The organism is Amycolatopsis panacis, from assembly GCF_003600245.1.
GTDB lineage: Bacteria > Actinomycetota > Actinomycetes > Mycobacteriales > Pseudonocardiaceae > Amycolatopsis > Amycolatopsis sulphurea.
Window position 1 is genome coordinate 176,053 of the sequence record NZ_QZFV01000065.1, and the last position, 25,913, is coordinate 201,965.

Genomic DNA, 25,913 nt, shown 5'->3' on the forward strand with positions numbered 1-25,913 from the left:
GGCGGGCGGTAGCGTGCCGGGCATGGCTTCCACCGAACAGAGCGTGCCGGGCATCTGCGACCGGTACGTCGACGATTACGCGGCCGTGGACCCGGTCGCGGCGACCATGCTCGGCGTCACCGGCTACGACGACCGGCTCACCGACTACTCGCCCGAGGGCCACGCCGCGCGTGCCGAGCTGGGCCGGCGGACGCTGGCCGCGATCACCGCCGCGGAGCCCGCCGACGCGGGGCAGCGGGTCGCCAAGGCGGTCTTCGCCGAGCGGACCGGTCTCGAACTGGAGATCCACGACGCGGGCCTCGACGTGGCGGCGCTCAACGTGATCGACAGCCCGGTGCAGAGCCTGCGCATGGTGTTCGACCTGATGCCGAACGAGACCGAGCAGGACTGGGCGAACATCGCGGCCCGGCTGCGCGCGGTCCCGGAGGCGCTCGCCGGAATGCGGGCGTCGCTGCTCAGCGCGGCCGGAGACGGGCGCGTGTCGGCGCTGCGACAGGTCGCCAAGGTCGCCGAACAGTGCGAGACCTGGGCCGTACTCAAGGACGGCGGCGGATTCTTCCGCCACCTGGTGTCCGGCGCGGAGATCGACGCGCTGCGCGGTGACCTGGACGCCGGTGCCCGCGCGGCCGGGAAGGCGTTCGCCGAGTTCGCCGGCTTCCTGCGGGCCGAGCTGGCTCCGGAGGCCCCCGCGAAGGACGCGGTCGGCGAGGACGCCTACCGGCTGTGGTCGCGCTACTTCATCGGCGCGGAGCTGGACCTGCGGGAAGCCTACGAGTGGGGCTGGGAGGAGTTCGCCCGGATCGAGGCGGACATGCGCGAGGTGGCCGGCCGGATCCGCCCGGGCGCCTCGGTCGCCGAGGCGGCGCAGGTACTCGACGCCGACCCGCGCTACCACGTGCACGGCCGGCCGCAGTTCGAAGCCTGGATGCAAACCCTGTCGGACGACGCGCTGAAGTCGTTGCGCGGCAAGCACTTCGACATCCCGGACCGGCTGATGGCGCTGGACTGCCGGATCGCTCCGCCGGGTGGCGGCGTCGGCGCGTATTACACCGGGCCGAGCGAGGATTTCACCCGCCCAGGCCAGATGTGGTGGTCGGTCCCCGCCGACCGCGAGGACTTCATCACCTGGCGCGAGGTCTCGACCGTCTATCACGAGGGCGTGCCCGGCCACCACCTGCAGATCGCGACCGCGGTGAACCAGGCCGCGACGCTCACCAAGTACCAGCGCCTGATGACCTTCGTCTCCGCGCATGGTGAGGGCTGGGCCCTGTACGCCGAGCGCCTGATGCGGGAACTGGGCTACCTCTCCGACGACGGCAACCTGCTGGGCATGCTGTCGGACCAGCTGTTCCGCGCCGCCCGCGTGGTCGTCGACCTGGGCATGCACCTGGAACTGACCATCCCCGCCGGCACCGGTTTCCACGAGGGCGAACGCTGGACCCCGGACCTGGGCCTGGAATTCATGCTGACCCGCACGATCACCGAGGAGGCCCACGTCCGCGACGAGATCGATCGCTACCTGGGCTGGCCGGGCCAGGCCCCGGCGTACAAACTGGGCGAACGCCTGTGGCTGGCCGCCCGCGAAGAGGCCCGCCACCGGCAGGGTGCGGCGTTCGACCTGCAGCAGTTCCACACCAAGGCTTTGCGCATGGGCGGGATGGGGCTGGACACGCTTCGGGAGCAACTGGCACGGCTGGACTGAGCCGGTGCGCGGGCTCGGGGCAGCCTGCTGTGAGGCCGGGTGAAGGGTCCCTTCACGGACGCTGGGGCCAGGGTTCCGGCAAGTCGGTGTAGAGGTCCGTGAAGGGACCCTTCACGGACTCTGAGTCTGTGAAGGGTCCCTTCACAGACCCGAAACCGGTCCGGCGCACGCCACGAGGTGGTCGCACACACCTCCGCATCGCCCACTGCCGGGTCCCCGACCAACTTTGCCGACACCCTGGCCGCTGAGTCCGTGAAGGGCACCTTCACGGAATCAGGTGGTCCCTCCTCGGGGCGCTCGTGGGTTTCGGTGCCACGTAACGGCTCTTGCCGGGTCTCGGTGGGCTACCGGCGGCTCGCACCACGGTGAACTCAGCGCCGCTCCAGCGGCAGCTGCCGTCCGAGGATCGCGAACGGCCGTGGGTCGCCGGTGAAGTGGTAGTCACGCAGGACGTCGACGAACCCGGTGCGGCGGTACAGGTTCCATGCACGGTTGGTGCCCTCGGGCGTGGAGAGCAGCACCTTCGACTTCTCGACGCCGTCGAGCAGCCCGAGCAACAGGCCCTCGCCGATCTGCTTGCCCTGGTTTTCCGGGCGTACGTGGATCTCGGTGAGTTCGAAGTAGTCCGACAGCCACTCGTCCGCCTTCTCTCGCCCGGAACGCCGGGTGAGGCCCTGGCGGACCTGCTCGTGCCACCACTGCCCGGCACGGCCGTGGTACCCGTAGGCGAGACCGAGCAGCACTCCGTTGCCGTCCAGCGCGGCCATGCAGCGCCAGCCGTCGCGCAGGGCGTGGGTGAGCCACATCGGCGCGCGCTGCTCGGCCGTGCCCTCGGGGTACTGCATGGCCTGCACGTAGATCGCGAGGGCTTCCTGCAGCCGCGCGCGGAACTCGTCCGCGGAGAGCCGCACGTAGCGGGAGCATCCGGAGGACATGGCGGTCACGGTCGTTCATCCTCCCCTTCTCCGGCGAACGTGCCCGCGATACCCCCGGTGAGTTCGACGAGCAGGTCGAACGTGGCCGGGAAGATCGACTTCGGATGCCCGGCCGCGGCCCACACCTCGGGATACTCGCGCAGCGTGGGGTCCACGAGCGTGACCAGCCGGGCAGGGTGCCCGATCGGGGCGACCCCGCCGATCGCCTGCCCGGTGTGCTCCCGGACGAACGCCGCGTCGGCCTTGCCCACCTCGGCGAAGCCGGCCAGCTCGGCCATCCGGGATTCCCGCGCCCGGTGCGCCCCCGAGGTGAGCGCGAGCAGCGCGGCCTCCTCGCCGTCCGCGGTGCGGGCACGGAACACCAGGCTGTTGGCGATGGCGCCGACCGGGACGCCGAGCGCCGCCGCGGCCTGCGCGGCGGTGCGGACCTCGGCGGGCAGCATCCGCACCCGATCGGCGGCGGCCTGGTGACCCGCCTCGGCCAGTGCGGCGGTGACCTTGGCGACGGCGGGGTGATCGTGGGAGCTCATGCGGTTATGAGACCACGCCGGGGTGGTCGTGTCCGGAGCCACGCCCTGGATTTCCCCGCCAGGGTTGAGCCCGCCCGCCCCCGGAGCTATCCTGGAATCGTTCGAACAGACGTTCGACATCCGGTGGGAAATCCCGGACCGGCCCCGGGGCGGGGGAAGCGCCTCGTGGCCGGACCGGTCCCGCCCGAGCAGGAGGAGGGTCGTCATGTCCGTCTCGGCCGTGTCCCCCGCGGATGGTCCCCCCGGCCGGGGGCAGCCGCAGCTGCCGCTGTCGCTGCGCCCGCCGGCGCACCCGGCCGCCGCGGCCCTGCTCACCCAGGCGAAGCGCGGTCTGGCGCACGCCGCGAACGAACGTGATCCGGCCGAGCGTTTCATCGGCGCCTACCTGGCCGCACTGCGCGGTGCGGGGGCGGTGCTCGCCGCCCGCGGGCGGCCGCGCCGGGGCCGGGGCCGTCCGGCCAGCGGCTGGGTGCTGCTCGACGCGGTGGCACCCGAGCTGCGGGACTGGTCGGCGTTCTTCGCCGCCAACTCCGAGACCAGGGCCGCCGCCGAGGCGGGCATCACCGGCCGCGTCACCGCCGAATCGGCCGCCGATCTGCTGCAGGCCACCGGCCGGTTCCTCGAGCTGGTCCGACGGGTCGTGCACGGCCTGCCGATCTCCGGCGAAGCCCATGTCGCGTGAACTCGGCACGGTCGATCACGGCCGGTTGCTCGAGGCGTTCCGGATCGAGGCCCGCCTGCTGGGCGAGGTGGCCCACACGGCGTCGCCGGACGTTCCCGTGCTGGCCACCCCCGGGTGGACGCTGAACGATCTGCTCCAGCACGTCGGAAGCATCCACCGGTACGCGGTGGCGTGGCTGCGCCGGGGCCGCCGTCCCGGGCGATGGCGGACGGCCCCGGCCGCGGGCGAGTCCGTGGCCGGGTTCTACGAGTCCGGGCACGAGGAGCTGGCCGCCGAGCTGGCCGCGCACGACCCGGAGACCCGCGCCGCCACCTGGTGGCCCGCCGATCCGACCTACGGTTTCTGGCGCCGCCGCGCCCTGCACGAAACCCTGATCCACCGGGTGGACGCCGAACGCGCCGCGGCCACCGGCGTCCCGGCGGTCCCGGAAGACCTGGCCACCGACGGCGTGGACGAGGCGCTCACCCTCTACTTCGGACACCGCCTCACCACCATGGGCATCTCCGGTACCCGCCACGGCACCGTGGGCTTTCACGCCGAGGGCTCCCACCCCGGCGGCCACAGCTGGATCGCCCGCGCCGGCCCCGGTGAAACCGAGGCCTGGCGCTGTGCCCCGTCCGAAGCGGATACCGCGGACGCCGTGGTCACCGGTTCTCCCGCCACCGTGTATCTCTGGCTGTGGGGCCGGACCCCGGTGACGGCGACCCACACCGAGGGGGATCACGAGCTGTCCGCGCAGCTCTGGGCATTGCTCCGGCTGGCCACCCGCTGAACCCGGGGTTCTTCTTCCGTCGGGCTTGCGTTGCTGGACTTTCGGGCCTCGTTGGCTGGTCGATTGTCGCCCGGTGTGCTTCGGTTTTCCGTGCCGCTGTGCCGCTGTGCCGCTGTGCCGCTGTGCCGCTGTGCCGCTGTGCCGCTGTGCCGCTGTGCCGCTGTGCCGCTGTGCCGCTGTGCCGCTGTGCCGCTGTGCCGCTGTGCCGCTGTGCCGCTGTGCCCGAGCGCCTGGCCGCGGTTCGCGTGGTGACGCGATCGATCTCGCCGATGTCTTGTCTTGCAAGGGTTGTGCCTCGGAACGACACCGGCGCGGAACGACACCGGACGCGGCGGCAACCGTCGTGGATCAGTGGTCGGTGAGGCGGAATTCCAGCAGGCACCGTTGGTCGCTCAGATCGGTCACCTGGTCCAGGATCAGGCGGTGGGCGGCGGCGAGAGTGCGGAATTCGTCGACTCGACGTTCGCGGCTGCCGAAGATCGTGAGCATGGCCAGGTTCATGGCGCTTTCCCGCGGCGGCCGCCGACCGGTTCGATGATCAGGATGCGGCCGGTGGCGGGGGCGGCTTCGGCGCAGCGGGCCAGGATCCGGTGGGCGTGCTCGTCATCCCAATCGTGCAGGATGTCGGACAGCAGATAGGCGTCCGCGCCGGCCGGAAGAGGGTCGAAGAAGCTTCCCGCGGTGACGCGCGCCCGGTCGCCGAGGGCGTGGCCGCGGAAAGTGCGCTCGGCGGCGGCAGCAGTGGGGGCCAAGTCGATCAGGTGACCTCGCACCGCGGGATGCGCGAGCAGGATCGCGGCGAGGAGAGTGCCGCGCCCGCCCCCGACGTCCACGATGCCGGAGTACCTGCCCCAGTCGTGCCCGGCGGCGACCTGCGGTATCTGGTCCCGGAACCGGTGCGTCATCTGCCGGTCGAACGATTCCCGCAGGCGCGGCTGCGCGGCGAGATCCGCCCAGAAATCCTGCCCGTACCGCCGGGGGTACCCGGCCTCGCCGGTGGTGACGCTGTGCAGCAGTTCGGTAAAGGCCAGCTCCGCTCGCCCACCCGCGGCGGTCAGGTCCAGGAGATTCGCCAGGCCGTTGCCCGCGTCCGCGCACAAGGCCGTGCCATAGGCGGTGGTCCGGTAGCCGCCGGGTCCCGTGGTCGACGACGCCGAGCGTGCCGAGGTGCCCCAGCAGGAGTTCGAGCGCGACCGGCGAAACACTGAGTTCCGCCGCGATCTGCTCGATGCCCGCACCGTCCCCGCGCAGCCGATCGGGCAGCCCCAAGGTGACCGCGACCCGTAATGCCATCGGAGTGGCCAGCCCGGCGAGTTCCCGGAGCGTGGCAAAGTCCTGTTCGCTCACGAAGATCGACGATGGCATGCCGGTCAACCGGTTAACGCCGGCGGATGTTTCGTCCGGATCACCGATCGCGCGTGACTGCTGACATGGGCGAAACATCCGGGGAGCAGGCCGGTTACCGGCGACGGGGACCGTGGAACCATGGAGACATTCCGAGCACGAACGACGCAGGTCCTTCCGGCCGGAACGGAACCGGTGACGCCGGTGTGGCGGGTCCGGGTGCGGATGGACGACCGGCCCGGCACGCTCGCGCGCATCGCCGTCCGGCTGGCCGATCTGGAGTGCAACGTCCTCGGGCTCACCGTGCTCCCGGTTCCTGGCGGGGTGCTCGACGAGATCGTGCTGCGCCCGGCGGAGGGCCTGCCGAAGCACGTGCTCGCCGCCGCGATCCGGGAGGAGGGCTGCGCCTGTTCAGGAATCGTCGAAACGGACCTGCACGAACTACGGGATCCACCAACCGCCATGCTTCTCGCTGCGAAGCAAGCAGTCGACGCGCCTCCGCAGCTCATCGAAGCGGTGCGTCACGTGCTGGCGGCCGACCTCGTCACCCTCCTCCCGGCCGCCGAGGCGAACCCGGATCGCACCGAAGGCGGGCATCGGGCCGTTTTCCCGCTCGACACAACGAAAGTGCTGGTCGCACGCCGCCACTGGGCGCCGTTCGTCGATCTCGAACTGACCCGCGTGGCAACGCTGATCGATCTTCTCGCCGCGGCACGCGACAACCTGTCGGGCGCTGTAGTGCTCGACCGCCGGGACGGCGCCGCGGTCGTGCTGCGCCCCGGCACACTCCGGGACACCGAAGCCGTGGCCGAGCTGCACCGGCGATGTTCGAGCACGACGTTGTACAGCCGCTATCACACCGGAATCCGCACCGTGCCGCGAAACTGGCTGCACAAACTGCTGCTGCCGCCGGGCGGCCTGAGCGTGCTCGCGGTCTGTGGCCGGGACGTCCTCGGATTCGGCCAGCTCATCCCGCAGCCGGACCGGACCGCGGAGATCTCGCTCCTGGTCGAGGATTCCTGGCAACGTCAGGGCATCGGCACCGCACTGCTGGCGAGGATGACCGTGCTGGCGGCGGCACGGTCGATCACCGGGCTCACCGCGAACCGCCTCCCCGGCAACGACGCGATGATCCGCACCGCGCTCCGGGCCGGACTGCACGCCGCCCCGGCACCGGACGACCCGGAAACGGTACGGGTGGAGATCCCGTCGCCGCGGTGACTCACCGGTTCCAGAACCAGTCCTTGCCGCGTGCTTCGCGCAGGGCCTGCTTCTTCCGTTCAGGGGTGAGCCGGTCGAGGTAGAGCTTGCCGTCGAGGTGGTCGGTCTCGTGCATCAGGCACTGGGCGAGCACCTCCGTGCCCTCGACCTGGATCGGCTCGTTGCGCAGATCGACCCCGCGCACCACCACGTGGTCCGGCCGCACCGTGGGAAACCACAGCTCGGGAACAGACAGGCAGCCCTCGCCGATCTCCCGCGTCTCCTCGGAAACGTGCACGACCTCGGGGTTGATGACGTACCCCGTCGCCTTGCCGACGTCGTAGCTGAACACCCGCAGCCCGACCCCGATCTGCGGCGCCGCGAGCCCCGCGCGCCCCTCCGGCTGCACGCTGTCCAGCAGATCCCTCACCAGCGCCTCGGTCTTGCCGTCGAAGGAGGTCACCGGATCGCAGACGGACTTCAGCACCGGGTCACCGAAGTAGCGCAGCTCGCGCATAGCCATGTTCACAACGTCCTTAGCTCACCGAAGGGCCGTCGTGCAGCTTACTGACCGCGGATCGCCCGCCCGGCGGGGTATGCGCGGATCAACCGCGCGAACTGTTGTCGTCTCGGAATCCTTTCTGCAGCGATCGATCGGGTCAGGCACGCAGGCGGAGGCCCTTCGGAGTGGCCCGGAAACCGGCTTCCTGCAGGACTCCGGCCAGCTCCGAGGTCAGGGCGTGCTCGCCGTCGGCCCGTTGGACCGCCAGCTGGCCCAGCCAGCCTTCCCGCACCGCGGTGGACAGCGCGGTCGCGGCCGCTTGCAAGGGCGCCCGCTCCTCGGTGAAGCTCAGCAGGGAACGGCCACCTCGCTCGACGTACAGAGCAGGTATTCCGTCGACCAGTACGGTCAAAGCGCCGGCTTTGCGGGCCGGGCGGTGTTTCGTGTCGCCGGTCGCGGCCGGCCACCGCAGCGCGGCGCCGTAGGGCTGCGCCGGATCCGCGGCCGCGAGGACCACCGCGCTCTGGTGACCCCGGTCCGTCGGCGACGGACCGGACGGCGAGGCTCCGGACGATGCGCGTAACCGGTCGACGGCGCCCTTGGCGGCGAACTGCGCCGCACCGAGCCCCTCGACCACATACCCGCGCACCACCTGCCCGGCGTCCTCCATCCCGCGCAGCACCTTGTAGATACCGGAGAAACCCCCGGTGACCCGCTCGGTGTCGAGGGCGCCACGGGTGAGGACGCCATGGCGTTCCAGGAAGGACTCGGTCCGCGCGTGGGCACGCCGGGTCGGGTCGGTCTCCCGCAGCGGGGTGAGCGCCCACCGCCCGGCGACGGTCGGCGGGCCGGTGCGGGACGGCATGGCCGGGCGGCCCGCCCGCATCCGCGCGTACCGGCCGCGGGGCGCGGCCCGGCGGGGTTTGTGTGCTCCACCGCCGGCGACCTGGGCGCGCAGCGGCGCGAGCGTGTCGCCGGTGACCAGCCCGGCCCACACCAGATCCCACAGCGCTGCCACCACGGCGCCATCGTCCGGCGGGGTTTCCACCAGTGGCGTGGCGCGGTCCACGAGCTGCCGGAAGAACAGCGCCCCGCCCTCCAGCGCCGCGAGGATCGCCTCGTGCAGCGGACTGTCCGGCGGATTCTCCTCCACCTCGGGCAGCAGCAGATCGGCCACGTCGGACGGGGCCAGCGCCAGCCAGCCGTCGCCGCCGGAGAGCGCCCCGCACCCGGCCCAGGTGACCTCGCCCGCCGTGGTGAGTTCGTCGAGCAGCGCCGGCGAGTAGCCCGGCAACCGGCTCGGCAGGATCAGGGACTCCACGGCACTGGCCGGCAACGGCGCACCGGCCAGCTGCTCGACCACGGACAGCACGTCATCGGCGGTCGGTGCGGACCGGACTCGTGCGCCGATGCCGTGCCAGGCGGGCAAAAACCGGCCCAGCGCCGCGGGTTCCACCGGTTCGACCTCGGCACGCAGCCGCGCGAGCGACGCCCGCCGCAGCCGTCGCAGCACGGCCGCGTCGCAGAACTCGACTCCGACGCCGTGGGTGTCCGGATGGCCGACCGGGCTCAGTTCGCCGCGCACCAGCCTGCCTTCGCCGGTCAGCCGGTCCAGCACGCCGGTGACCACTGCGGTACCCAGCCCGAACCGGCCGGCGGCGGCCGCCGCGGGGAACGGGCCGCGGATCCGCGCATAACGGCCGAGCAGGTCACCGAGCGGATCGGCGACCGGTTCGGTGAACGCCTCGGGCACGCCGACCGGGAGCGCGACGCCCAGCGCGTCCCGCACCCGTCCGGCGTCCTCGATGGCCAGATACCGCTCCTCGCCGCCGATGCGCACCCGGATCGCGCGCCGCGCCGATTCGAGCTCCGCCAGCCATTCCGGCCGGATCCCGCGGTCCGCCGCCTCCGCGACGGACAGGTCGCCGAGGAACCGCAGCAGGTCGGCCGTCTCCTCGGCGGAACGGGCGTGGCGGTCCGGATCGAGCCGCTGCAGCGACCGTTCGACCTCGGCGACCGCCTCGGGATCGAGCAGCTCCCGGATCGCCTCGGTGCCCAGCAATTCGGCCAGCAGCGCGGAATCCAGCGACAGCGCCGCGGCCCGCCGCTCGGCGAGCGGGGCATCGGTCTCGTACAGGAACATCCCGACGTAGCCGAACAGCAAGCTCCGCGCGAACGGCGACGCGGCCGGAGTCTCCACTTCGACCAATCGGACTTTGCGCGCCCGGACGTCGGCCATCAGCTCCCGCAGACCGCCCACGTCGTAGACGTCCTGCAGGACCTCGCGCATGGCCTCCAGCACGACCGGGAACCGCTCGTACTTCGCGGCGACCGACAACAGCTGTGACGCCCGTTGCCGTTGCTGCCACAACGGTGTGCGCCGGCGGGGATCACGCCGTGGAAGCAGCAGCGACCGGGCCGCGCACTCCCGGAACCGCGCCGCGAACACCGCCGAACCGCCGACTTCCGCGACGATCAGCTGCTCGACTTCCTCGGGATCGAGCAGCACGTCGTCGGCGCCGATGGTGACCTCGCCGCCCTCGGCGTCCAGCGCGTCGGGCAGCCGCAGCACGATGCCGTCGTCGGAATGCGCCACCTGTGCGTCGACCCCGCGGTTCTCCCGCAGCCGGGCCGCGATCGCGAGCGCCCACGGCGCGTTCACCTGCGCGCCGAACGGCGAGTGCAGCACGATCCGCCAGTCGCCCAGCTCGTCGCGGTAGCGCTCCAGCAGGATGACGCGGTCGTTCGGCACGTGCCGGGTCGCGGACTTCTGCTCCTCCAGGTACGCCAGCAGGTTGTCGCACGCCCGCCCGTCGAGCCCGGCCGCGGCAGCCCGCTCGCGGGCCCCCGCGGTGTCCGAAGTGGACAGTTCACGGACGAACGCGCCGAGCGCCCGCCCCAGCTCCAGCGGCCGTCCCGCGGCGTCGCCCTTCCAGAACGGCATCCGCGCGGGCTGGCCGGGGGCGGGCACCACGAGGACCCGGTCATGGGTGATGTCGGTGATCCGCCAGGACGAGGTGCCGAGCAGGATCGTGTCGCCGACCCGCGATTCGTACACCATTTCCTCGTCGAACTCGCCGACGCGAGACCCTGGCCCGCCCTCCTCTCCCGGCGTCATCACGGTGAACAGCCCGCGATCGGGAATGGTGCCGCCGGAGGTGACGGCCAGCCGCTGCGAACCCGGCCGGCCGTGCAGTTCGCCGCCGACCCGGTCCCAGGTGATCCGGGCACGCAGCTCCCCGAACTCCTCGCTCGGATAGCGGCCGGCGAGCATGTCGAGCACCGCGTGCAGCGCGTCGTCCGGCAGCGAGCTGAACGGCGCGGCCCGCCGGACGAGCGCCGCCAGCTCCGGCACGGTCCACGGTTCGAGCGCCACCATCGCCACGACATGCTGGGCCAGCACGTCGAGCGGGTTGCGGGGATAGCGCACCGCCTCGATCGCCCCGGCCGCCATCCGCTCCGCGACCACCGCGCACGACACCAGGTCCCCACGGAACTTCGGGAACATCACGCCGGAGGACACCGCGCCGACCTGGTGCCCGGCCCGCCCCACGCGCTGCAGGCCGGAAGCGACGGTGGGCGGGGCCTCGATCTGCACCACCAGATCGACCGCGCCCATGTCGATGCCGAGTTCGAGCGACGATGTGGCCACCACACACGGCAGCCGCCCGGACTTCAGCTCCTCCTCGACATGGGTGCGCTGCTCGCGTGACATCGACCCGTGGTGCGCTCGCGCGATCACCGGCGCCGCACCCGTCGTGACGCCGGACTGCCCGACGGCTTCGGCCGGGAACGCCTCGCCCGGGACCGGCCCGGTCTCCCCGGCGGCCAGCTCGTTGAGCCGCGCGGTGAGCCGTTCGGTGAGCCGCCGCGAGTTGCCGAACACGATGGTGGAGCGATGGGCGCGGATCAGCTCCAGCACCCGTTCCTCGACCGCGGGCCAGATCGACGGGCGGTGGACCGCCGCTCCGGATACTTCCTCCTGCGTGCCGATCCCGCCTTCCGAGGGCAGTTGCGACAAGGACGTGAGGTCGTCGAGCCGCTCCATCGGCGACGGGGCCGGACCGTCGAGGTTGGCCATGTCCTCGACCGGCACCTCCACCCGCACCTCGATCGTCTTGGCGAGCTTCGGCTGCACCACCGTGACCGGTCGCCCACCGGCGAGGAACGCGCTCACCTCGTCGATCGGGCGCACGGTCGCCGACAGCCCGATGCGCTGGGCCGGCCGGGGCAGCAGCGCGTCGAGCCGCTCCAGCGACAGCGCCAGATGCGCGCCGCGTTTGCCGCCCGCGACCGCGTGCACCTCGTCGACGATGACGGTCTCGACGCCCGTCAACGATTCCCGCGCCGACGAGGTGAGAATGAGAAACAGCGACTCCGGCGTGGTGACCAGCACGTCCGGCGGGGTCTTCCCGAACGATCGGCGCTCGGCCGCCGTGGTGTCGCCGGTGCGCATGCCGACCTCGATCTCCGGCACCGGCAGGCCGAGCCGCCGCGCGGCCTGGGAGATGCCGGCCAGCGGCGCGCGCAGGTTGCGCTGCACGTCGACCGCCAGTGCTTTCAGCGGGGAGACATAGAGGATCCGGCACCGCTCGCGCGGGTCCGCCGGAGCCGGTTCCACCGACAGCCGGTCCAGCGCCCAGAGGAACGCGGACAGCGTCTTGCCGGACCCGGTGGGAGCCACGACCAGGGAGTGCTGCCCGGCGTGTGCTGCCCGCCAGGCCCCTTCCTGCGCGGCCGTCGGGGCGGCGAAGGCTCCGGCGAACCAGGTGCGGGTCGCCGGGGAGAAGAGGTCGAGGACGTCGGTTGCCACGGGATCCATCATGCGCGGCACCTCCGACAATTTCCGCGGCCCGCCGGGGCAGCCCGTCCCGGATCCCCTCGTGTGGGTGACGAAACGGCTTAGATCGCGTACTGCCACACGGTCAGCGAATAGGCCGAAAACCAGGCTCCGACCAGCACGAACGAGGTTGTCGTGACGATCATCGTGGACGTCCGGCGGTGAGCCAGCCCGATCGCGATCGGAAGCAGCAGCGCGAAGTCGGGGAGGAGGAACCTCGATTTCAGGAACGGCAGCCCGGCACTGCACAGGACCAGCACCACGACGCCCGCCGCGTAGGCGGCCAGTGGCCACGGCATCCTGCGGCCGGTCACCGCGACGACGGCGAGCACGACCGCGGCGAGCGTCACGAGCGAAACGAGCGTCTCCCATGCGTTGCCCGGCCCGAAGAGCGTGTGCGTGAGCCAGTTCCACGCTTCGGCGCCGCCATCGAAACGCGTGTTCCACCCGCGGAGTTCGACGTCCTGCCAACCGGTCACACTGCCTATCTGTGCCGCGACCACAGCCCAGTACCCGAGCAGGCCGAGTGGCGCGGTGACAATGCACGCGAGGGCTGCCCACCGTTGCTGGTTCCGCAACACGCTTATCGCCGCGGCTATCACCACGACGGCGATCAACACGGTTGCAGTCGACCGCGTGAGCCCGGCGAGGAGCGTCGCAACGGCAGCGAGAGACCAGTTGCGTTCAAGGACACCGGCGAGCGCCCACGCGGCCAGCGCGGTGAAGAGCGCTTCGGTCATCACCATGCTCTGCGTGATCGCCATGGGCGCGGCGCCCCACAGCACAGCGAGTAGTAGTCCCGTACGCGGGCTGTCGACCAGTCGGCCGATGCGATACAGCGCTGCTGCTGCGGCGATCCCGGCGACTGTGGACAGGAGGATGCCCGCGGCGACGAAGGACATCCCAGGCAGCTTCGCGATCAGCCCGGTCATGGAGGGGTACAGCGGGAAAAAGCCGTACGGCGCGTCGGGGTACGGGAGCCCGACAACGTCCGTGGGGTTGCTTACGCCCCCGTAGTTGTTCTGGGCGATCTGCAGGTACCACCAGCCGTCCCAGGACTGCAGCCGTTCGATCAACGGCATGCCGCGCGGCGCAGCCATGGCAGCGAGCACGCTGACGCCGATCAGCCTTACCGCGAGGAACAGTGCTGCCGCGCGTACGTAACCGGATCCGGCCAGCTTGCTCGCTATCACCCGCAGGGGGTGCGACGGACTGCTCGTCAACGTTTGCCCGAACGGGGGCCTGTCCGCGAGCTCTGTCATGGTCTCCTCGTCCTCACCGGGATGGACCTTTTGCGTTCGCCGCAAGTCGTGCGCGTCGCGCTCCGCACACACTGTGACCGGGTACGTGGCAGCATCTCCGCCGGCGCTGTTCGAGCCTGAGGGGAAGTTGCTGTGCGGATCCTGTCAGTAGACCTGGGGACGTCCAACACCGTTGCCGTCCTTTCCGCGCACGGCAGGCTACCCCGCGTCGTAGAAGTGGACGGGTCGGCCACCATGCCGTCCCGCAGTGTTCGCGGGCGAGGACGGCGCGCTCATGGTGGGCCGTGACGCCGAGCGCCGCGCACGGCTCGACCCGACGCGTTTCGAGCCGAGGACGGCTTGCCCGATCTCGGCGGTCTCGATGTCGACCAGGCACTGATGGTCCACGTCGGCCGTGAGGCGTCCCATTCCGACCCACAGCGCTGGCAACGGTTGCTTCGCCCCGAGTCGACTGCGGATCGGCGTACGCGGCGCGCGTTGCATGAAGACGTGAAGGCCGCGAAGGAAGCATTGTCCCGGCATCCGCAGGCCGAGGTGCCGATGCTCGAGCCCTTCAAGGACGTGCTCGTCACGCGCGGTGAACTCGAAAGCCTGGTGCGTCCCGCCATGTTGCGCAGTGTCGAGCTGCTGTCGCGGACACTGCATCCGGCCGGGCTCACGCAAGATCGTCTCGCGGGCATCTATCTCGTCTATCTCGTCTATCTCGTCGGCGGGTCGAACCGGTTGCCGTTGGTCGGTGGATCGGTATCGCCGCAGCCGCCGTGATGCTGCTCGCCGGGCTCCTCTATCAGGTGAATTCCGGGGACCAGGCGACCACGCCGAGCGCGCCAGCGGACTACTTCGAGCAGAGCGTGCAGCCGGGGGAGTGATACCCGGCGCCGGGCCGGGAGCTAGCATTCGGCCGATGCGTATCACGGTGTTTCGGCGGCTGATGGCCGAGGAGTTCGGACCCGGCCGCGCCGATGTGCTTGCGCAGGACCACGTGCTCAGCGGGCTCGGCGGCCGGACGGTCGAACAGGCGCTGGTAGCGGGGATCCCGGCCAAGGAGATCTGGCGCGCGGTCTGCGCCGCCTTCGACGTCCCGCCGGAACGGCGCTGACCTGCGGTTTCCCCGGTACTCGGGCGGCGCGGCGGAAAAACCCGCGGGTGCTGGGCGTGTCGCTGAAATCCTCGAACATCTGTTCGTCTATGGTGTTGTCCACAACGGGGCCAGCGATCCACAGATCGGTCGCCGCGCCGGGAATTGTCGGTCCCTCCCCGTAGCGTCGGACCGGAGCCCGACTCCTCAGGCGGGCTCGCCGGACAACCGAACACACACAGGCCCCAACCAGCGAGGTGGACTTCCATGGCAGCAGCACCCGACAAGGACAAGGCGCTCGAGCTCGCCCTTGCGCAGATCGACAAGCAGTACGGCAAGGGCTCGGTGATGCGCCTCGGCGAGGACACCCGCCCGCCCATCGCGGTGATCCCCACCGGCGCGATCGCGCTGGACGTCGCACTCGGGATCGGCGGCCTGCCGCGCGGCCGGGTCATCGAGATCTACGGTCCGGAATCCTCCGGTAAGACCACCGTCGCCCTGCACGCGGTGGCCAACGCGCAGCGCAACGGCGGGATCGCCGCGTTCATCGACGCGGAGCACGCGCTCGACCCGGAGTACGCGAAGGCACTCGGCGTGGACACCGACGCGCTGCTGGTCTCCCAGCCGGACACCGGGGAGCAGGCGCTGGAGATCGCGGACATGCTGATCCGCTCCGGCGCGCTCGACATCCTGGTCATCGACTCCGTCGCGGCGCTCGTACCGCGCGCCGAGATCGAGGGCGAGATGGGTGATTCGCACGTCGGCCTGCAGGCCCGCCTGATGAGCCAGGCGCTGCGGAAGATCACCGGTGCGCTGTCCAACTCCGGCACCACCGCGATCTTCATCAACCAGCTGCGCGAGAAGGTCGGCGTGATGTTCGGCTCGCCGGAGACCACCACCGGCGGCAAGGCGCTGAAGTTCTACGCCTCGGTCCGGCTCGACGTGCGCCGCATCGAGACGCTCAAGGACAGTGGCGAGGCGGTCGGCAACCGCACCCGGGTCAAGGTGGTCAAGAACAAGGTGGCCCCGCCGTTCAAGCAGGCCGAGTTCGACATCCTCTACGGCCAGGGCGTGTCCCGCGAGGGCTCGCTCATCGACATGGGCGTCGACCAGGGCATCCTGCGCAAGTCGGGCGCCTGGTACACCTACGAGGGCGACCAGCTCGGCCAGGGCAAGGAGAACGCCCGCCGCTTCCTGCGCGACAACCCGGACATCGCGAACGAGATCGAGAAGCGCATCAAGGAGAAGCTCGGCATCGGCCCGCAGCTCGACGCCGAAGCCGAGGCGGCGCCCGCACCCGTCGACTTCTGATCCGGGGAGGGGAGGGATTCGGCCGGATTCCTCCCCGGGCTCCGGATGTGGTCGTGCCCGGTGGCTGTGGTGGCCGGCTGTGCCTCTGCCGGGCCTGGCTGGTGCGCCGGTCGCGGCAGTGGCCGCGGTGGTCGTGGTCGCGTGTTCCGGTGCCGCGGCTGGTTTCGGGTGAAGGTGCCGGGGTTGTGGCCGGGGGTGCCTTGCCGGTGGTCGAGGCCGGGACGGTGGCATCGGCGTCGAGGTGAGGGTGCCGCCGGGAACGGCGGGACCGGGAAACGGGAGTGCGGTCGTGGCCAGGATGCCGAAAATCGAACCGGCGGAGCTGCTGCCGGAGGAGCGGGCGAAAAAGGCCAAGGAGATCTGTTTCGACCTCCTCGCCGCGCGTCCCCGTACCGTCGAGGAGCTGCGGCAGGCGTTGCAGCGCAAGGGTTTCGACAGCGACACCGTGGAAACCCTGCTCGGCAAGCTCGACCGGGCCGGTCTCATCAACGACGCCGAGTTCGCCGAAGCATGGGTACGCAACCGGCACGCCTACCAAGGACTGTCCCGCACCGCGCTCGTCGCGGAGCTGCGGCGCAAGGGCGTTGACGGCGAGGTCGCCGCACAGGCCGCGGAGGAGGTCGACCGGGACGCCGAGGAACAACGCGCTCGCGAGCTGGTACGCAAACGGCTCGGGTCCCTCGGAAACGTCGACGAGCAGACCGCGATCCGCCGGTTGCTCGGGTTTCTCGCGCGGAAAGGCTATCCGCAAGGGCTGGCCTACACCGTGATCCGGGACGAACTCCGCGAGTTCGGTGTGGAATCCACCCTGCTCGACGACGCGGCGATCGACTGACCACGGGCCGGAGGTACGGGGATCGGTACCTGCATAAAGGAATCGGGCACACGGAGACCGATGCACAACCAAGGAGGACCCGAATACGACGAACCGCACACGCGGAGGAACCGAACGCGCGAAGACCCGGTGTGCGAAGACCCTGTGTGCGAAGGCCCGATACGCGATGACGGGTCCGCGAAAGACCGAGTGAGTGGAGAGCAGACGTGCGAAGCCGGGATGCGTAAAGAGACCTGACGCGTGAAGGCGGAGTGCGAAACCTCGTTGCGAACGAAGGCGGGGCGTGTGGGAGTCGGGTGAAGCCGGATGCGCATGAAACTCCCGGCATACGAGGCAGGGCGCGAAGCCACGTGCACGAAACCGGGAGTAGAAGCCGGATGCGCGCGAAGGTCGGGTATGTGAACTCGGGCGTGCGGAGCCCGGTGCGCGAAAGGCCGAGCGCGCGAATGAGGGCGCGTGAGGTCCGATGTGGAGGCCTTCGGCGCACGAAGGTTGGGTGTGTGGAGCTGGGGTGGGAACCTCGTGCGGAGGCTCTCGCTGGGCGAAGGTCGGGTGCGTGTAGCCGGTCGTGGAGCCCCGGGTGGAGAACCCCCGGCGCGCGGAAGTCGGATGTGTGAAGTCGGGCGTGCTAGTCAGGTGCGGAGGCCCGATGCGTGAAAGCCGGGCGCGCGAATCAGGGTGCGCCAACCCGGACACACAAGCCCACTGTGAAGCCCAGGTGCGCTGAGCCCGCTGTGAAGCCTCCGGCGCGCGAAGACCCGCCGCCCCAACGAAAGGCGACGGGTCCCCCAACGACCTCAGCGCAGGGCGGCAGCCTCCGCAGCCAGCTTCTCGACCGCGGCGAAGTCCTTGGCCGCCAGCAGTTTCGCCGGGGTCAGCCACGAGCCGCCGATGCAGCCGACGTTCGGCAGTGCGAGGTAGGACGGCGCGGACGACACCGTGATGCCGCCCGTCGGGCAGAACCGCAGCTGGGGCAGCGGACCGGCGATCGACTTCAGGAACGCCGCGCCTCCGCTGGCCTCCGCCGGGAAGAACTTCAGCGCGTGCAACCCCCGCTCGGCGAGTCGCATGGCTTCCGACACCGTGCTCGAACCCGGCAGGAACGGCAGCCCGGTCGCGAACGCGGCGTCCAGCAGAGCGTCCGTGCACCCCGGAGTCACCAGGAATTTCGCGCCCGCTTCGGCGGCCTGCCGGGCTTGCGCCGACGAGGTCACTGTGCCCGCGCCGACGACGATGTCCGGGACCTCGGTGGCCACGCGTTCGATCGCGGCGAGCGCGACCGGCGTACGCAGCGTCAGCTCGATCACCCCGATCCCGCCGGCGTGCAGAGCACGGGCCGTCGGCACCGCGTCGTCGACGTCGTCGATCACCACGACGGGCATGACGGGGGAGAGGGCGAGCAAGTCCGTGCCGGTGGTCACTGACCGACCTCCTGGGTGTGGAGCGCGTACGAGGGCACTGTCATTGTTCCCTGGCCGAACGCCGGAACGCCGCGGGCGAGGTCCAGTTCCGGAGTGAGCGCGCCGAAAACGCTCGCGCCCTGGTCGGCCGGTCCGACGGCACGCCGCATCGCGCCGAAGAGTTCCCGGCCGGTGCCGTGCCACGCCGCTTCCGACGGTGGTGCGTCGGTCAGGGCGCGGGCGGCCAGCTCATCGTCGGTGACCAGCACATCGAGGGTGCCGGTCCGGGCGTCGAAGCGGATCAGGTCACCGTCGCGGATCCGGGCGATCGGGCCGCCCACCGCGGCTTCCGGCGTCACCTGGATCGCCGCCGGGACTTTGCCCGAGGCACCGGACATCCGGCCGTCGGTGACCAGCGCGACGCGGAATCCGCGATCCATCAGCACACCCAGCGCGGGCGTCAGGCCGTGCAGCTCCGGCATTCCGTTGGCCTGCGGGCCCTGCTGTCGCACCACCACGACCACATCCCGATCCAGCTCCCCGGCCCGGAACGCGGCAGTGAACTCCTCCTGCGTCGTGAACACCCGCGCCGGCGCCTCCACGACGCGGTGTTCCGGCGCGACAGCCGACACCTTCGTGACCGCGCGTCCCAGATTCCCTGCCACCATCCGCAATCCGCCGTCCGACGCGAAGGGACGCCACACCGGACGCAGCACCTCTTCGTCGAGACTGCGCGTGGGCACGTCGCGCCACACCAGCTCGCCGTCGGACAGGATCGGTTCCTGCGTGTAGCGGCGCAGCCCGAAGCCCGCCACCGTGTGCACGTCCTCGTGCAGCAGACCGGCATCGAGCAACGTGCCCACCAGGAACTGGATTCCGCCCGCGGCGTGGAAGTGGTTGATGTCCGCGCTGCCGTTCGGGTACACCCGTGCCAGCAACGGAACCACAGCCGACAGATCCGAGAAGTCGTCCCAGCTCAGCTGAATCCCCGCAGCCGCGGCGATCGCGACCAGGTGCATCGTGTGGTTCGTCGACCCGCCGGTGGCCAGCAGCGCGATGATGCCGTTCACGAACGCCTTTTCGTCCAGCACCTGCGAAACCGGCGTGTACTCCTCGCCACGGGACAGCGCGACGACGCGCCGCCCGGCCTCCTCGGTGAGCGCCTGCCGCAGCGGGGTGTTCGGCTGCACGAAGCTCGCGCCGGGCAGGTGCAGGCCCATCACCTCCACCACCATCTGGTTGGAGTTGGCAGTGCCGTAGAACGTGCAGGTGCCGGCCGAATGGTACGACGCGGCTTCGGCGTCGAGCAGCTCTTCGCGCGTGGCGAGGCCCTCGGCGTACCGCTGTCGCACGGCTGCCTTGTCCTTGTTCGGCAGGCCCGAGTTCATCGGCCCGGCCGGCACGAGGATCGCCGGCAGATGCCCGAACGACAGCGCCCCGATCAACAGCCCCGGCACGATCTTGTCGCACACACCCAGCAACAGCGTCGCGTCGAACATGTCATGCGACAACGCGATCGCCGTCGCCATCGCGATCACTTCGCGGCTGAACAGGGACAACTCCATGCCCGGCCGCCCCTGCGTGATGCCGTCGCACATCGCGGGCACACCGCCGGCGAACTGTGCGACGCCCCCGGCCGTACGCACGGATTTCTTCAGCCACGACGGATAGTCCTGCATCGGCTGATGCGCGGAGAGCATGTCGTTGTACGAAGACACAATCGCCACACCGGGTGCGCGCAGCTGTCGGAGCGCCTGCTTGTCCACGCCCTCCATCGCGGCGAATCCGTGCGCGAGGTTGCTGCAGGCAAGGCCGCGCCGTACGGGTCCCTCTTCGTAGGCGGCGGCACTACGGGCGAGGTACGCCGCGCGCGTCTCCGCGCTCCGCGCGGCGATACGGTCGGTGACTTCGGCGACGACAGGATGGACAGCGACGGTCGGGTGGCTCATCTCCGGCTCCCGGCTCACGAATGATGGGGTTCGCGGGACGGCGGCGGTGGCGTCGCTGGAACGTGACGGTTACCACCGTAGCCTGGAAACCTCCGGGAAACAAAATCGATTCAGAGAGACTGCCCGCCGACCGCATCGGAGGTGCACCGAAGGGCACGGTCCGCTCAGAGGTTCTCGATCTCCACCGGTGCGACGTCCGGCGGCGCCGGGAAGCCGAAGATCCGCGAGTAGAACCACAGTTCGGCATCCAGCGCGTGACAGACGTTCGCGGCCTGCCGGAATCCGTGCTGCTCCCCGGGAAACCTCAGGTAGGCCACCGGAACGCGGTGCTCCCGCAGGGCGTTCACCAGTATCTCCGACTGAGCGCGCGGCACGATCGGATCCTCGTCCCCCTGGAGCACGATGAGCGGGGTGCGCAACCGGTCCGCCCGGGTGATCGGCGAACGCGCGCGGTAGCGTTCCCGCTCCGCAGGGTAGGGGCCGATGAGGCATTCCAGGTAGCGCGATTCGAACTTGTGCGTCTCTCCGGCCAGCGCTTCGAGGTCGGCGATCCCGAAGTGATCGGCGCCGGCGGAGAACGGGGTGTCCTCCGCGACCAGCGCGGCCAGCGTGGTGAAGCCGCCCGCCGAGCTGCCGCGGATGGCCATCCTGCGCGGGTCCACGCGCCTGGTGCCGGCCAGAAGTCGTGCCACGGCAACACAATCCGCCACGTCCAGCACACCCCAGGCGCCGCGCAGCAGCTCTCGGTAGGCCCGGCCGTACCCGGATGAACCCGCATAGTTGACGTCTGCGACCGCGAAGCCGCGGCTGGTCCAGTACTGCAGGCCGGCGTCGAAGACCGGCATCGCCGCCGCGGTCGGCCCGCCGTGCAGGACCACCAGCAGCGGTGGCAGTTCGCCTTCGGTCCCGCGGTAGGGACCGGCCGGCGGGTAGTACAGCGCGTGGCCGATTCGGGGTGCGCCGGCCAGATCGACCGACGGGAAGTCGACAGGCTCGGGGACGGAGATGTCCGAGGGGGCCAGGCCGAGTTCCCGGCGGGGCTGCAGGGCGCTCGCCTCGGCGCCGTCCCCGGCCAGCGTCACGCGGTACACCAGGGGCTCCGTCACCGGGCTGCCGGCGACGCACACGAACGCCGCCGGGCCGTCCGCGCGCACCGAACGGATCGCAGTGAACGGCAGGTCCAGCTCGGTCCTTCCGCCGTCCGGACACTGCACGGTGAGCGAGTCGGACCCGTTCCGGGAACAGGCGTACACGATCCGGCCATCATCGAGGACGGCGTAGCGCGAACCACCCAGCGCCCAGCCCGGCACACCGATCTCCGCGTCGAGCACCACGAGCAGGGTCACACCGTGGCCGGGTGTCCAGCGGTAGAGGTTCCACCATCCGGTGCGATCGGAGAGAAAAGTGAGCGAACCGTCCGGCTGCCACTGCGGTTCCGCGGCCGCTTCCCCCGGCCCGCCGGCGACCACGGACTCGGTGCCTGAGGCCAGGTCGCGCACCTGCAGCCGGACGTCGTCCCAGGGCATCGACGGATGGTCCCAGGCCAGCCAGGCCAGCTGTCGCCCGTCGGGGGAGATCCGGGGCGCAGCAACGAAATCCGAGCCGGTGACGAGAACTTCCGGCTCGCCGGGGACATGCGCGCGGAGCCGGACCACCTCGTTGCGCACCTGATCCGGCGGGCCACCCGGCACCTGATGCCGCTCTCGTACGGCGACCAGCCAGGTGCCGTCGGGACTGACGTGCCCGTCGGCGTAGCGGTCCGCGCGGGGGAACGCCGGTTCCGGGGTCAGCGGCACCAGTTCGCCGTCCGCTTCGAGGACCCGCACCCGCTGGTCGCCGCCGTCGACATACCAGACCGCACCCGGGCTGCCCGGGTGAAGCCACCACGCGCCGCCGCCGTACTCGTGCACCGAACTGCGCACGTCCGTGCCCGCGGGCAGCACCTCGGATCGGACGTCGCCGAGCAGGCGCAGCAACACGGTGCGCCCGGCCTCGTCCGGTCGCATCTCGGCCCAGAACACCCCGCTCCCGGGAATGGCTTCCCCCGGACCGGCGACGGCGGTGGTCACCGCCGCGGAGGTCAACGGTGTCGGCCACGAACCGCAGGGCAGTGCAGGCTTCCCCATGATCCCCCTTCGCCTCGCCATCCGGACGAGCGTGCCGCACCGGAATTCCGGCCTCCAGGCCGGGACGACCGGCCCGCAGGCCGGTGTGCGCGACGCCCCCGCGCCGGACCATGGTGCCGTGATCCACACCAACTTGTCGAGCCCGCCGCAGGCCACCACCACGGTCCGGGCGCGCGGCGTCCGCAAGAGCTACGGCACCGGGCCCGGCCTCGTCGAGGCGCTGCGCGGGGTCGACGTGTCGTTCCACCCCAGGATGTTCACCGCGTTGATGGGACCGTCGGGCTCGGGCAAGTCCACGCTGCTGCACTGCCTGGCCGGGCTGGACTCGGTCACCTCGGGCAGCGTGGAGATCCACGGGACCAAGCTGGAGCAGCTGAACGACGCCGGGCTGACGGCGCTGCGCCGGGACCGGATCGGGTTCATCTTCCAGAGCTTCAACCTGCTGCCCACGCTGACCGCGCGGGAGAACATCCTGCTGCCGCTGGAGATCGCCGGGAAACCGGTGGACGAGCGGCTGTTCGACCACGTGGTCCGGATCGTCGGCCTCACCGACCGGCTCGGCCACCGGCCCTCGGAGATGTCCGGCGGCCAGCAGCAGCGGGTGGCGGTGGCGCGCGCGATGATCGCCCGGCCGGAGGTCATCTTCGCGGACGAGCCGACCGGCAACCTCGATTCGGTGTCCCGTACCGACGTGCTGCGCTTCCTGCAGTCCTCGGTGCGGGAGCTGGGGCAGATGATCGTCATGGTGACGCACGACCCGTTCGCCGCGGCCTGCGCCGATCGCGTGGTCTTCCTGCGTGACGGCCTGGTCGCCGGGGAGCTGCCGCGCCCCACCGAGGAACAGGTGCTCGACACCATGAAGGCGCTCGGACGGGCGGTCCGCCGGTGAAGCGGCTGCTCCTGGCGAATCTGCGCGGCAACTACCGGCGGATGCTGCTGGCCGCGCTCGCCACGCTGCTCGGATCCGCGTTCGTCGCGGGCACGCTGGTGCTCGGGGACACTCTTCAGGCCACTGTGGACAGTCAGGTGGTCGGGAACGCGGCCAAGGTCTCCGCGGTCGCCACCACGGAGAACCAGCTGCGCCCGCTGCCGGCGGAATCGCTCGGCCGGATCGCCGGTCTCCCCGGAGTGCGCCAGGCGGACGGCATGGTGAGCGGGGACGTCACCGTGCTCGGCGCCGACGGCCGTCCGCGCCGGGACGCGCCGGTCGGCTTCTCCACCACCCTGCGGACGACGTTGTCCGGCGGACGGCTGCCCGCGGCCGGGGAGACGGTGCTCGCCGATCAGACCGCGACCTCGCTCGGCGTGCCGATCGGCGGCACGGTGTCCGTGCTCGATTTCGCCGGCGGGCAGCCGCGGCAGTTCCGCGTGTCCGGCACGGTGAACGTGCGCGGGCAGGGGGATTTCTCCTTGCACGGGGCGATGGGCTTCACCGAGGCGGACGCCCGCGCGGTCACCGGGAAGACCGGTTACGCGGAGATCGACGTCGCCGGTGCCGACCCGGCCGCGCTCGTGCCCGCGATGCGCACGGCGATCGGGAACGGGCCGTACCGGGTCGTCGACGGCCAGGACTTCGCCCGCGAACAGGCCGCGGGCAGCGGTGTCGACCCGGTGGTGCTGCGCGCCGGGCTGGTGCTGTTCGCGATCGTCGCCCTGTTCGTGGCCGGGTTCGTCATCTACAACACGTTCATCATCCTGGTCGCGCAGCGGACCCGGGAACTCGCGCTCACCCGGTGCCTCGGCGCCTCCCGCGGGCAGGTGTTCCGCGCGGTGCTCGCCGAATCCGCGATCGTCGGTGCGGTGGCGTCGCTCCTCGGGAGCGCGCTGGGCGTCGGGGTCGCCTGGCTCCTGATGCCGGTCGTGAACTCCCTCGGCGGCGCGGTCGCGATGGACTCCCTCTCGGTCGGCCCGGGCGCGTTGCTGCTCAGCTTCGCCGCGGGCACCCTCGCGACCGTGGGGGCCGCGCTGGTCCCGGCCCGGGTGGCGACCGCGACGAAGCCGGTCAGCGCGTTGACCGCGGGGCAGGAGCCCTCGGCGGGCGGCAAGCTGGGCTGGGTGCGCCGGGTGTTCGCCGCGGGGCTCTGCACGGCGGGGCTGCTCGCCGCGCTGGCCGGGCTGTCCGGCGGCAACGGCCAGTCCGGGCTGGTCCTGGTCGGGCTGGGCGGGATCCTGTTCTTCCTCGGCACGGTCGCGGCCGGGCCGGCGCTGGTCCGGATCCTGGTGCGGGCGGCCGGATTCCCCTTGCGCCGGGCGCTGGGCGTGCCCGGCCGGCTCGCCGCGGGCAACGCCCTGCGCAAGCCCCGCCGCTCCGCCACCACCGCGCTGGCGCTGGTCATCGGGATCACGCTGACCGCGGGGATCACCGTGATCACGAGTTCGCTGGAGTCCTCTGTGGACGTCGGCATCGGGCAGGCGCTGCCCGCGGACTTCCTGATCCAGCGTCCCGGTGCGAACAACGGTCCGGTCATCCCGCGGGCGGTGGCCGGGCAGCTGCAGGCGGCTCCCGGCGCGGTCGTCACCGAGGTCCGCGAGGCGCCGGCCGCGGCGAAGGACGGCGAGACCATGGTGAGCACCCTCGCCGGGGCGATCCGGCCGAAGGTGCTCAGCGGATCGCTGGACGGGCTCCGCGACGGCGGGGTCGCCCTGCGGCCGGAACGGGCGCAGGATCTCGGGGTGCGGGCCGGGGACACCGTCGGCTTCCGGATCGGGGACCGCACCGTCGCGATGCCGGTCGCGGCGGTGGTGACCGGACCGGCCGTGCCTCGCACGATCGTGTCCCCGGACCGGTTCGACGCGCTGTTCCCCGGCACCGGTGACGCGCTGGTCCTCGTCGACTTCGCCGCCGGGACCAGCCCGGCCGACGCCAGGGCGGTGGTCGACGCGGCCACCGCGGCCTTCCCGACCGCGCGGGTCACCTCCACCTACGACGCGCACGATCAGCTCGCCCGGACCCTCGGCCAGGTCACGTCCTTCGTCACCGCGCTGCTGGCGCTGGCGATCGTCATTTCCTTGCTGGGCATTTCGAGCACGATGACGCTGTCGGTGCTCGAACGGACCCGGGAGACCGCGGTCCTGCGTGCGCTGGGGTTCCCGATCGCCAAGATCCGGGGGATGCTGACCACCGAGGCACTGCTGCTCGGGCTGATCGGCGGGGTGCTCGGGGTCGTGCTCGGCACGGCGTTCGGGCTCGCCGCGGCGCGCGTCATCAACACCCGGATCACGCTGACCGTGCCGTGGGGAGTGCTGATCGCGCTCGTCGCCGGAGCCGGGGCGGCGGCCGCGCTCGCCTCTCTGCTGCCCACCCGGAATGCGACCAGGGTTTCGGTGGTCGCGGCGCTGGCCGACGAATGAACCGGCGGCCCGATGTACGCACGGTGTACTCGCGCTGTACTTCCGCTCCTTACCGTGGAATGAGCCCGGCAATGCCGCCGGGCGATACCGAGAG

19 protein-coding genes and 2 pseudogenes are annotated in these 25,913 nt (G+C 71.3%); 10 read left to right on the forward strand and 11 right to left on the reverse strand.

The features are described from left to right. Positions 1-22: 22 nt before the first annotated feature. The gene (locus D5S19_RS07805; protein WP_199730391.1) at positions 23-1,702 is read left to right on the forward strand and encodes a DUF885 domain-containing protein; all 1,680 of its coding nucleotides are present in this window, start codon (positions 23-25) and stop codon (positions 1,700-1,702) included. A 371-nt stretch (positions 1,703-2,073) separates the two neighbouring features. Here D5S19_RS07805 and D5S19_RS07810 read toward each other — a convergent pair whose 3' ends face one another. Both D5S19_RS07810 and D5S19_RS07815 read right to left on the reverse strand, forming a co-directional pair. Continuing rightward, positions 2,074-2,646 (reverse strand): GNAT family N-acetyltransferase, encoded by a 573-nt coding sequence (locus D5S19_RS07810; protein WP_120022637.1) that lies wholly within the window; start codon positions 2,644-2,646, stop codon positions 2,074-2,076. Further along, positions 2,643-3,167 carry a YbaK/EbsC family protein gene (locus tag D5S19_RS07815; RefSeq protein ID WP_120022638.1) on the reverse strand — a complete coding sequence of 175 codons (525 nt, stop codon included), beginning with the start codon at positions 3,165-3,167 and terminating at the stop codon, positions 2,643-2,645. The genes D5S19_RS07810 and D5S19_RS07815 overlap by 4 nt, the downstream gene beginning before the upstream one ends. Before the next feature lie 205 nt (positions 3,168-3,372). On the opposite strand from D5S19_RS07815, the gene D5S19_RS07820 reads away from it, so the two are divergent. Further along, the gene (locus D5S19_RS07820) at positions 3,373-3,849 is read left to right on the forward strand and encodes an SAV_6107 family HEPN domain-containing protein (protein ID WP_120022639.1); all 477 of its coding nucleotides are present in this window, start codon (positions 3,373-3,375) and stop codon (positions 3,847-3,849) included. Next, positions 3,839-4,621, forward strand: a complete 783-nt coding sequence (locus tag D5S19_RS07825; protein ID WP_120022640.1) for a maleylpyruvate isomerase N-terminal domain-containing protein — start codon at positions 3,839-3,841, stop codon at positions 4,619-4,621. Before D5S19_RS07820 ends, D5S19_RS07825 begins: the two co-directional genes overlap by 11 nt. Before the next feature lie 348 nt (positions 4,622-4,969). Here D5S19_RS07825 and D5S19_RS33755 read toward each other — a convergent pair whose 3' ends face one another. The 3 genes and pseudogenes from D5S19_RS33755 to D5S19_RS34300 form a co-directional block, all read right to left on the reverse strand. Then, positions 4,970-5,122: a hypothetical protein gene (locus tag D5S19_RS33755; protein WP_325050234.1), complete on the reverse strand. Its 153-nt coding sequence runs from the start codon at positions 5,120-5,122 to the stop codon at positions 4,970-4,972. Beyond that, positions 5,119-5,721, reverse strand: coding sequence for a methyltransferase (locus D5S19_RS33760; RefSeq protein ID WP_325050235.1), 603 nt, complete (start codon positions 5,719-5,721; stop codon positions 5,119-5,121). Before D5S19_RS33760 ends, D5S19_RS33755 begins: the two co-directional genes overlap by 4 nt. A gap of 91 nt (positions 5,722-5,812) precedes the next feature. Beyond that, a pseudogene (locus tag D5S19_RS34300) lies at positions 5,813-6,064 on the reverse strand (hypothetical protein); the annotation flags it as partial. A gap of 42 nt (positions 6,065-6,106) precedes the next feature. On the opposite strand from D5S19_RS34300, the gene D5S19_RS07835 reads away from it, so the two are divergent. Beyond that, on the forward strand, positions 6,107-7,186 hold the full coding sequence (locus D5S19_RS07835) for a GNAT family N-acetyltransferase (RefSeq protein WP_120022641.1): 1,080 nt from the start codon (positions 6,107-6,109) through the stop codon (positions 7,184-7,186). Position 7,187: 1 nt separating this feature from the next. Here the strand turns inward: D5S19_RS07835 and def are convergent, their stop codons facing one another. The 3 genes from def to D5S19_RS07850 form a co-directional block, all read right to left on the reverse strand. Further along, on the reverse strand, positions 7,188-7,688 hold the full coding sequence (def, locus tag D5S19_RS07840; protein WP_120022642.1) for a peptide deformylase: 501 nt from the start codon (positions 7,686-7,688) through the stop codon (positions 7,188-7,190). A 136-nt stretch (positions 7,689-7,824) separates the two neighbouring features. Further along, a complete protein-coding gene (locus tag D5S19_RS07845) occupies positions 7,825-12,492 on the reverse strand; it encodes an ATP-dependent helicase (protein ID WP_120022643.1) in 4,668 nt (1,555 codons plus the stop codon). A 77-nt stretch (positions 12,493-12,569) separates the two neighbouring features. Then, positions 12,570-13,769 (reverse strand): glycosyltransferase family protein, encoded by a 1,200-nt coding sequence (locus tag D5S19_RS07850; RefSeq protein ID WP_120022730.1) that lies wholly within the window; start codon positions 13,767-13,769, stop codon positions 12,570-12,572. 132 nt (positions 13,770-13,901) lie between these two features. Here D5S19_RS07850 and D5S19_RS07855 point away from each other — a divergent pair. The 4 genes and pseudogenes from D5S19_RS07855 to D5S19_RS07870 all read left to right on the forward strand — a co-directional run. Continuing rightward, positions 13,902-14,519, forward strand: a pseudogene (locus D5S19_RS07855) (Hsp70 family protein); the annotation flags it as partial. Positions 14,520-14,673: 154 nt separating this feature from the next. Continuing rightward, entirely contained in the window at positions 14,674-14,868 is a 195-nt protein-coding gene (locus D5S19_RS07860; protein WP_120022644.1) for a DUF3046 domain-containing protein, read from the forward strand. 246 nt (positions 14,869-15,114) lie between these two features. Next, positions 15,115-16,158, forward strand: coding sequence for a recombinase RecA (recA, locus tag D5S19_RS07865; RefSeq protein ID WP_120022645.1), 1,044 nt, complete (start codon positions 15,115-15,117; stop codon positions 16,156-16,158). A gap of 307 nt (positions 16,159-16,465) precedes the next feature. Then, the gene (locus D5S19_RS07870) at positions 16,466-16,993 is read left to right on the forward strand and encodes a regulatory protein RecX (RefSeq protein ID WP_120022731.1); all 528 of its coding nucleotides are present in this window, start codon (positions 16,466-16,468) and stop codon (positions 16,991-16,993) included. 797 nt (positions 16,994-17,790) lie between these two features. Here D5S19_RS07870 and eda read toward each other — a convergent pair. The 3 genes from eda to D5S19_RS07885 form a co-directional block, all read right to left on the reverse strand. Beyond that, positions 17,791-18,414: a bifunctional 4-hydroxy-2-oxoglutarate aldolase/2-dehydro-3-deoxy-phosphogluconate aldolase gene (eda, locus tag D5S19_RS07875; protein ID WP_120022646.1), complete on the reverse strand. Its 624-nt coding sequence runs from the start codon at positions 18,412-18,414 to the stop codon at positions 17,791-17,793. Next, positions 18,411-20,342: a phosphogluconate dehydratase gene (gene edd, locus D5S19_RS07880; protein WP_120022647.1), complete on the reverse strand. Its 1,932-nt coding sequence runs from the start codon at positions 20,340-20,342 to the stop codon at positions 18,411-18,413. The genes eda and edd overlap by 4 nt, the downstream gene beginning before the upstream one ends. A gap of 164 nt (positions 20,343-20,506) precedes the next feature. Next, positions 20,507-22,468, reverse strand: a complete 1,962-nt coding sequence (locus tag D5S19_RS07885) for a S9 family peptidase (RefSeq protein WP_120022648.1) — start codon at positions 22,466-22,468, stop codon at positions 20,507-20,509. Between D5S19_RS07885 and D5S19_RS07890 the strand changes: the two genes are divergently transcribed. Then, entirely contained in the window at positions 22,467-23,357 is an 891-nt protein-coding gene (locus tag D5S19_RS07890) for an ABC transporter ATP-binding protein (protein WP_120022649.1), read from the forward strand. The genes D5S19_RS07885 and D5S19_RS07890 overlap by 2 nt on opposite strands. Beyond that, complete coding sequence (locus D5S19_RS07895; RefSeq protein WP_120022650.1) at positions 23,354-25,819, forward strand: ABC transporter permease; 2,466 nt, start codon at positions 23,354-23,356, stop codon at positions 25,817-25,819. Before D5S19_RS07890 ends, D5S19_RS07895 begins: the two co-directional genes overlap by 4 nt. The last annotated feature ends 94 nt before the right edge of the window (positions 25,820-25,913 follow it).

Excerpts from the sequence above, each read along its gene's own strand:
- D5S19_RS07845 (WP_120022643.1), bottom strand. The coding sequence starts at position 12,492 with ATGATGGATCCCGTGGCAACCGACGTCCTCGACCTCTTCTCCCCGGCG.
- D5S19_RS07820 (WP_120022639.1), top strand. The coding sequence starts at position 3,373 with ATGTCCGTCTCGGCCGTGTCCCCCGCGGATGGTCCCCCCGGCCGGGGG.
- D5S19_RS07885 (WP_120022648.1), bottom strand. The coding sequence starts at position 22,468 with ATGGGGAAGCCTGCACTGCCCTGCGGTTCGTGGCCGACACCGTTGACC.
- def (WP_120022642.1), bottom strand. The coding sequence starts at position 7,688 with ATGGCTATGCGCGAGCTGCGCTACTTCGGTGACCCGGTGCTGAAGTCC.
- D5S19_RS07850 (WP_120022730.1), bottom strand. The coding sequence starts at position 13,769 with ATGACAGAGCTCGCGGACAGGCCCCCGTTCGGGCAAACGTTGACGAGC.
- D5S19_RS07815 (WP_120022638.1), bottom strand. The coding sequence starts at position 3,167 with ATGAGCTCCCACGATCACCCCGCCGTCGCCAAGGTCACCGCCGCACTG.
- recA (WP_120022645.1), top strand. The coding sequence starts at position 15,115 with ATGGCAGCAGCACCCGACAAGGACAAGGCGCTCGAGCTCGCCCTTGCG.
- D5S19_RS07860 (WP_120022644.1), top strand. The coding sequence starts at position 14,674 with ATGCGTATCACGGTGTTTCGGCGGCTGATGGCCGAGGAGTTCGGACCC.
- D5S19_RS33755 (WP_325050234.1), bottom strand. The coding sequence starts at position 5,122 with ATGAACCTGGCCATGCTCACGATCTTCGGCAGCCGCGAACGTCGAGTC.
- D5S19_RS07890 (WP_120022649.1), top strand. The coding sequence starts at position 22,467 with ATGATCCCCCTTCGCCTCGCCATCCGGACGAGCGTGCCGCACCGGAAT.
- D5S19_RS07835 (WP_120022641.1), top strand. The coding sequence starts at position 6,107 with ATGGAGACATTCCGAGCACGAACGACGCAGGTCCTTCCGGCCGGAACG.
- edd (WP_120022647.1), bottom strand. The coding sequence starts at position 20,342 with ATGAGCCACCCGACCGTCGCTGTCCATCCTGTCGTCGCCGAAGTCACC.
- D5S19_RS07825 (WP_120022640.1), top strand. The coding sequence starts at position 3,839 with ATGTCGCGTGAACTCGGCACGGTCGATCACGGCCGGTTGCTCGAGGCG.
- D5S19_RS07805 (WP_199730391.1), top strand. The coding sequence starts at position 23 with ATGGCTTCCACCGAACAGAGCGTGCCGGGCATCTGCGACCGGTACGTC.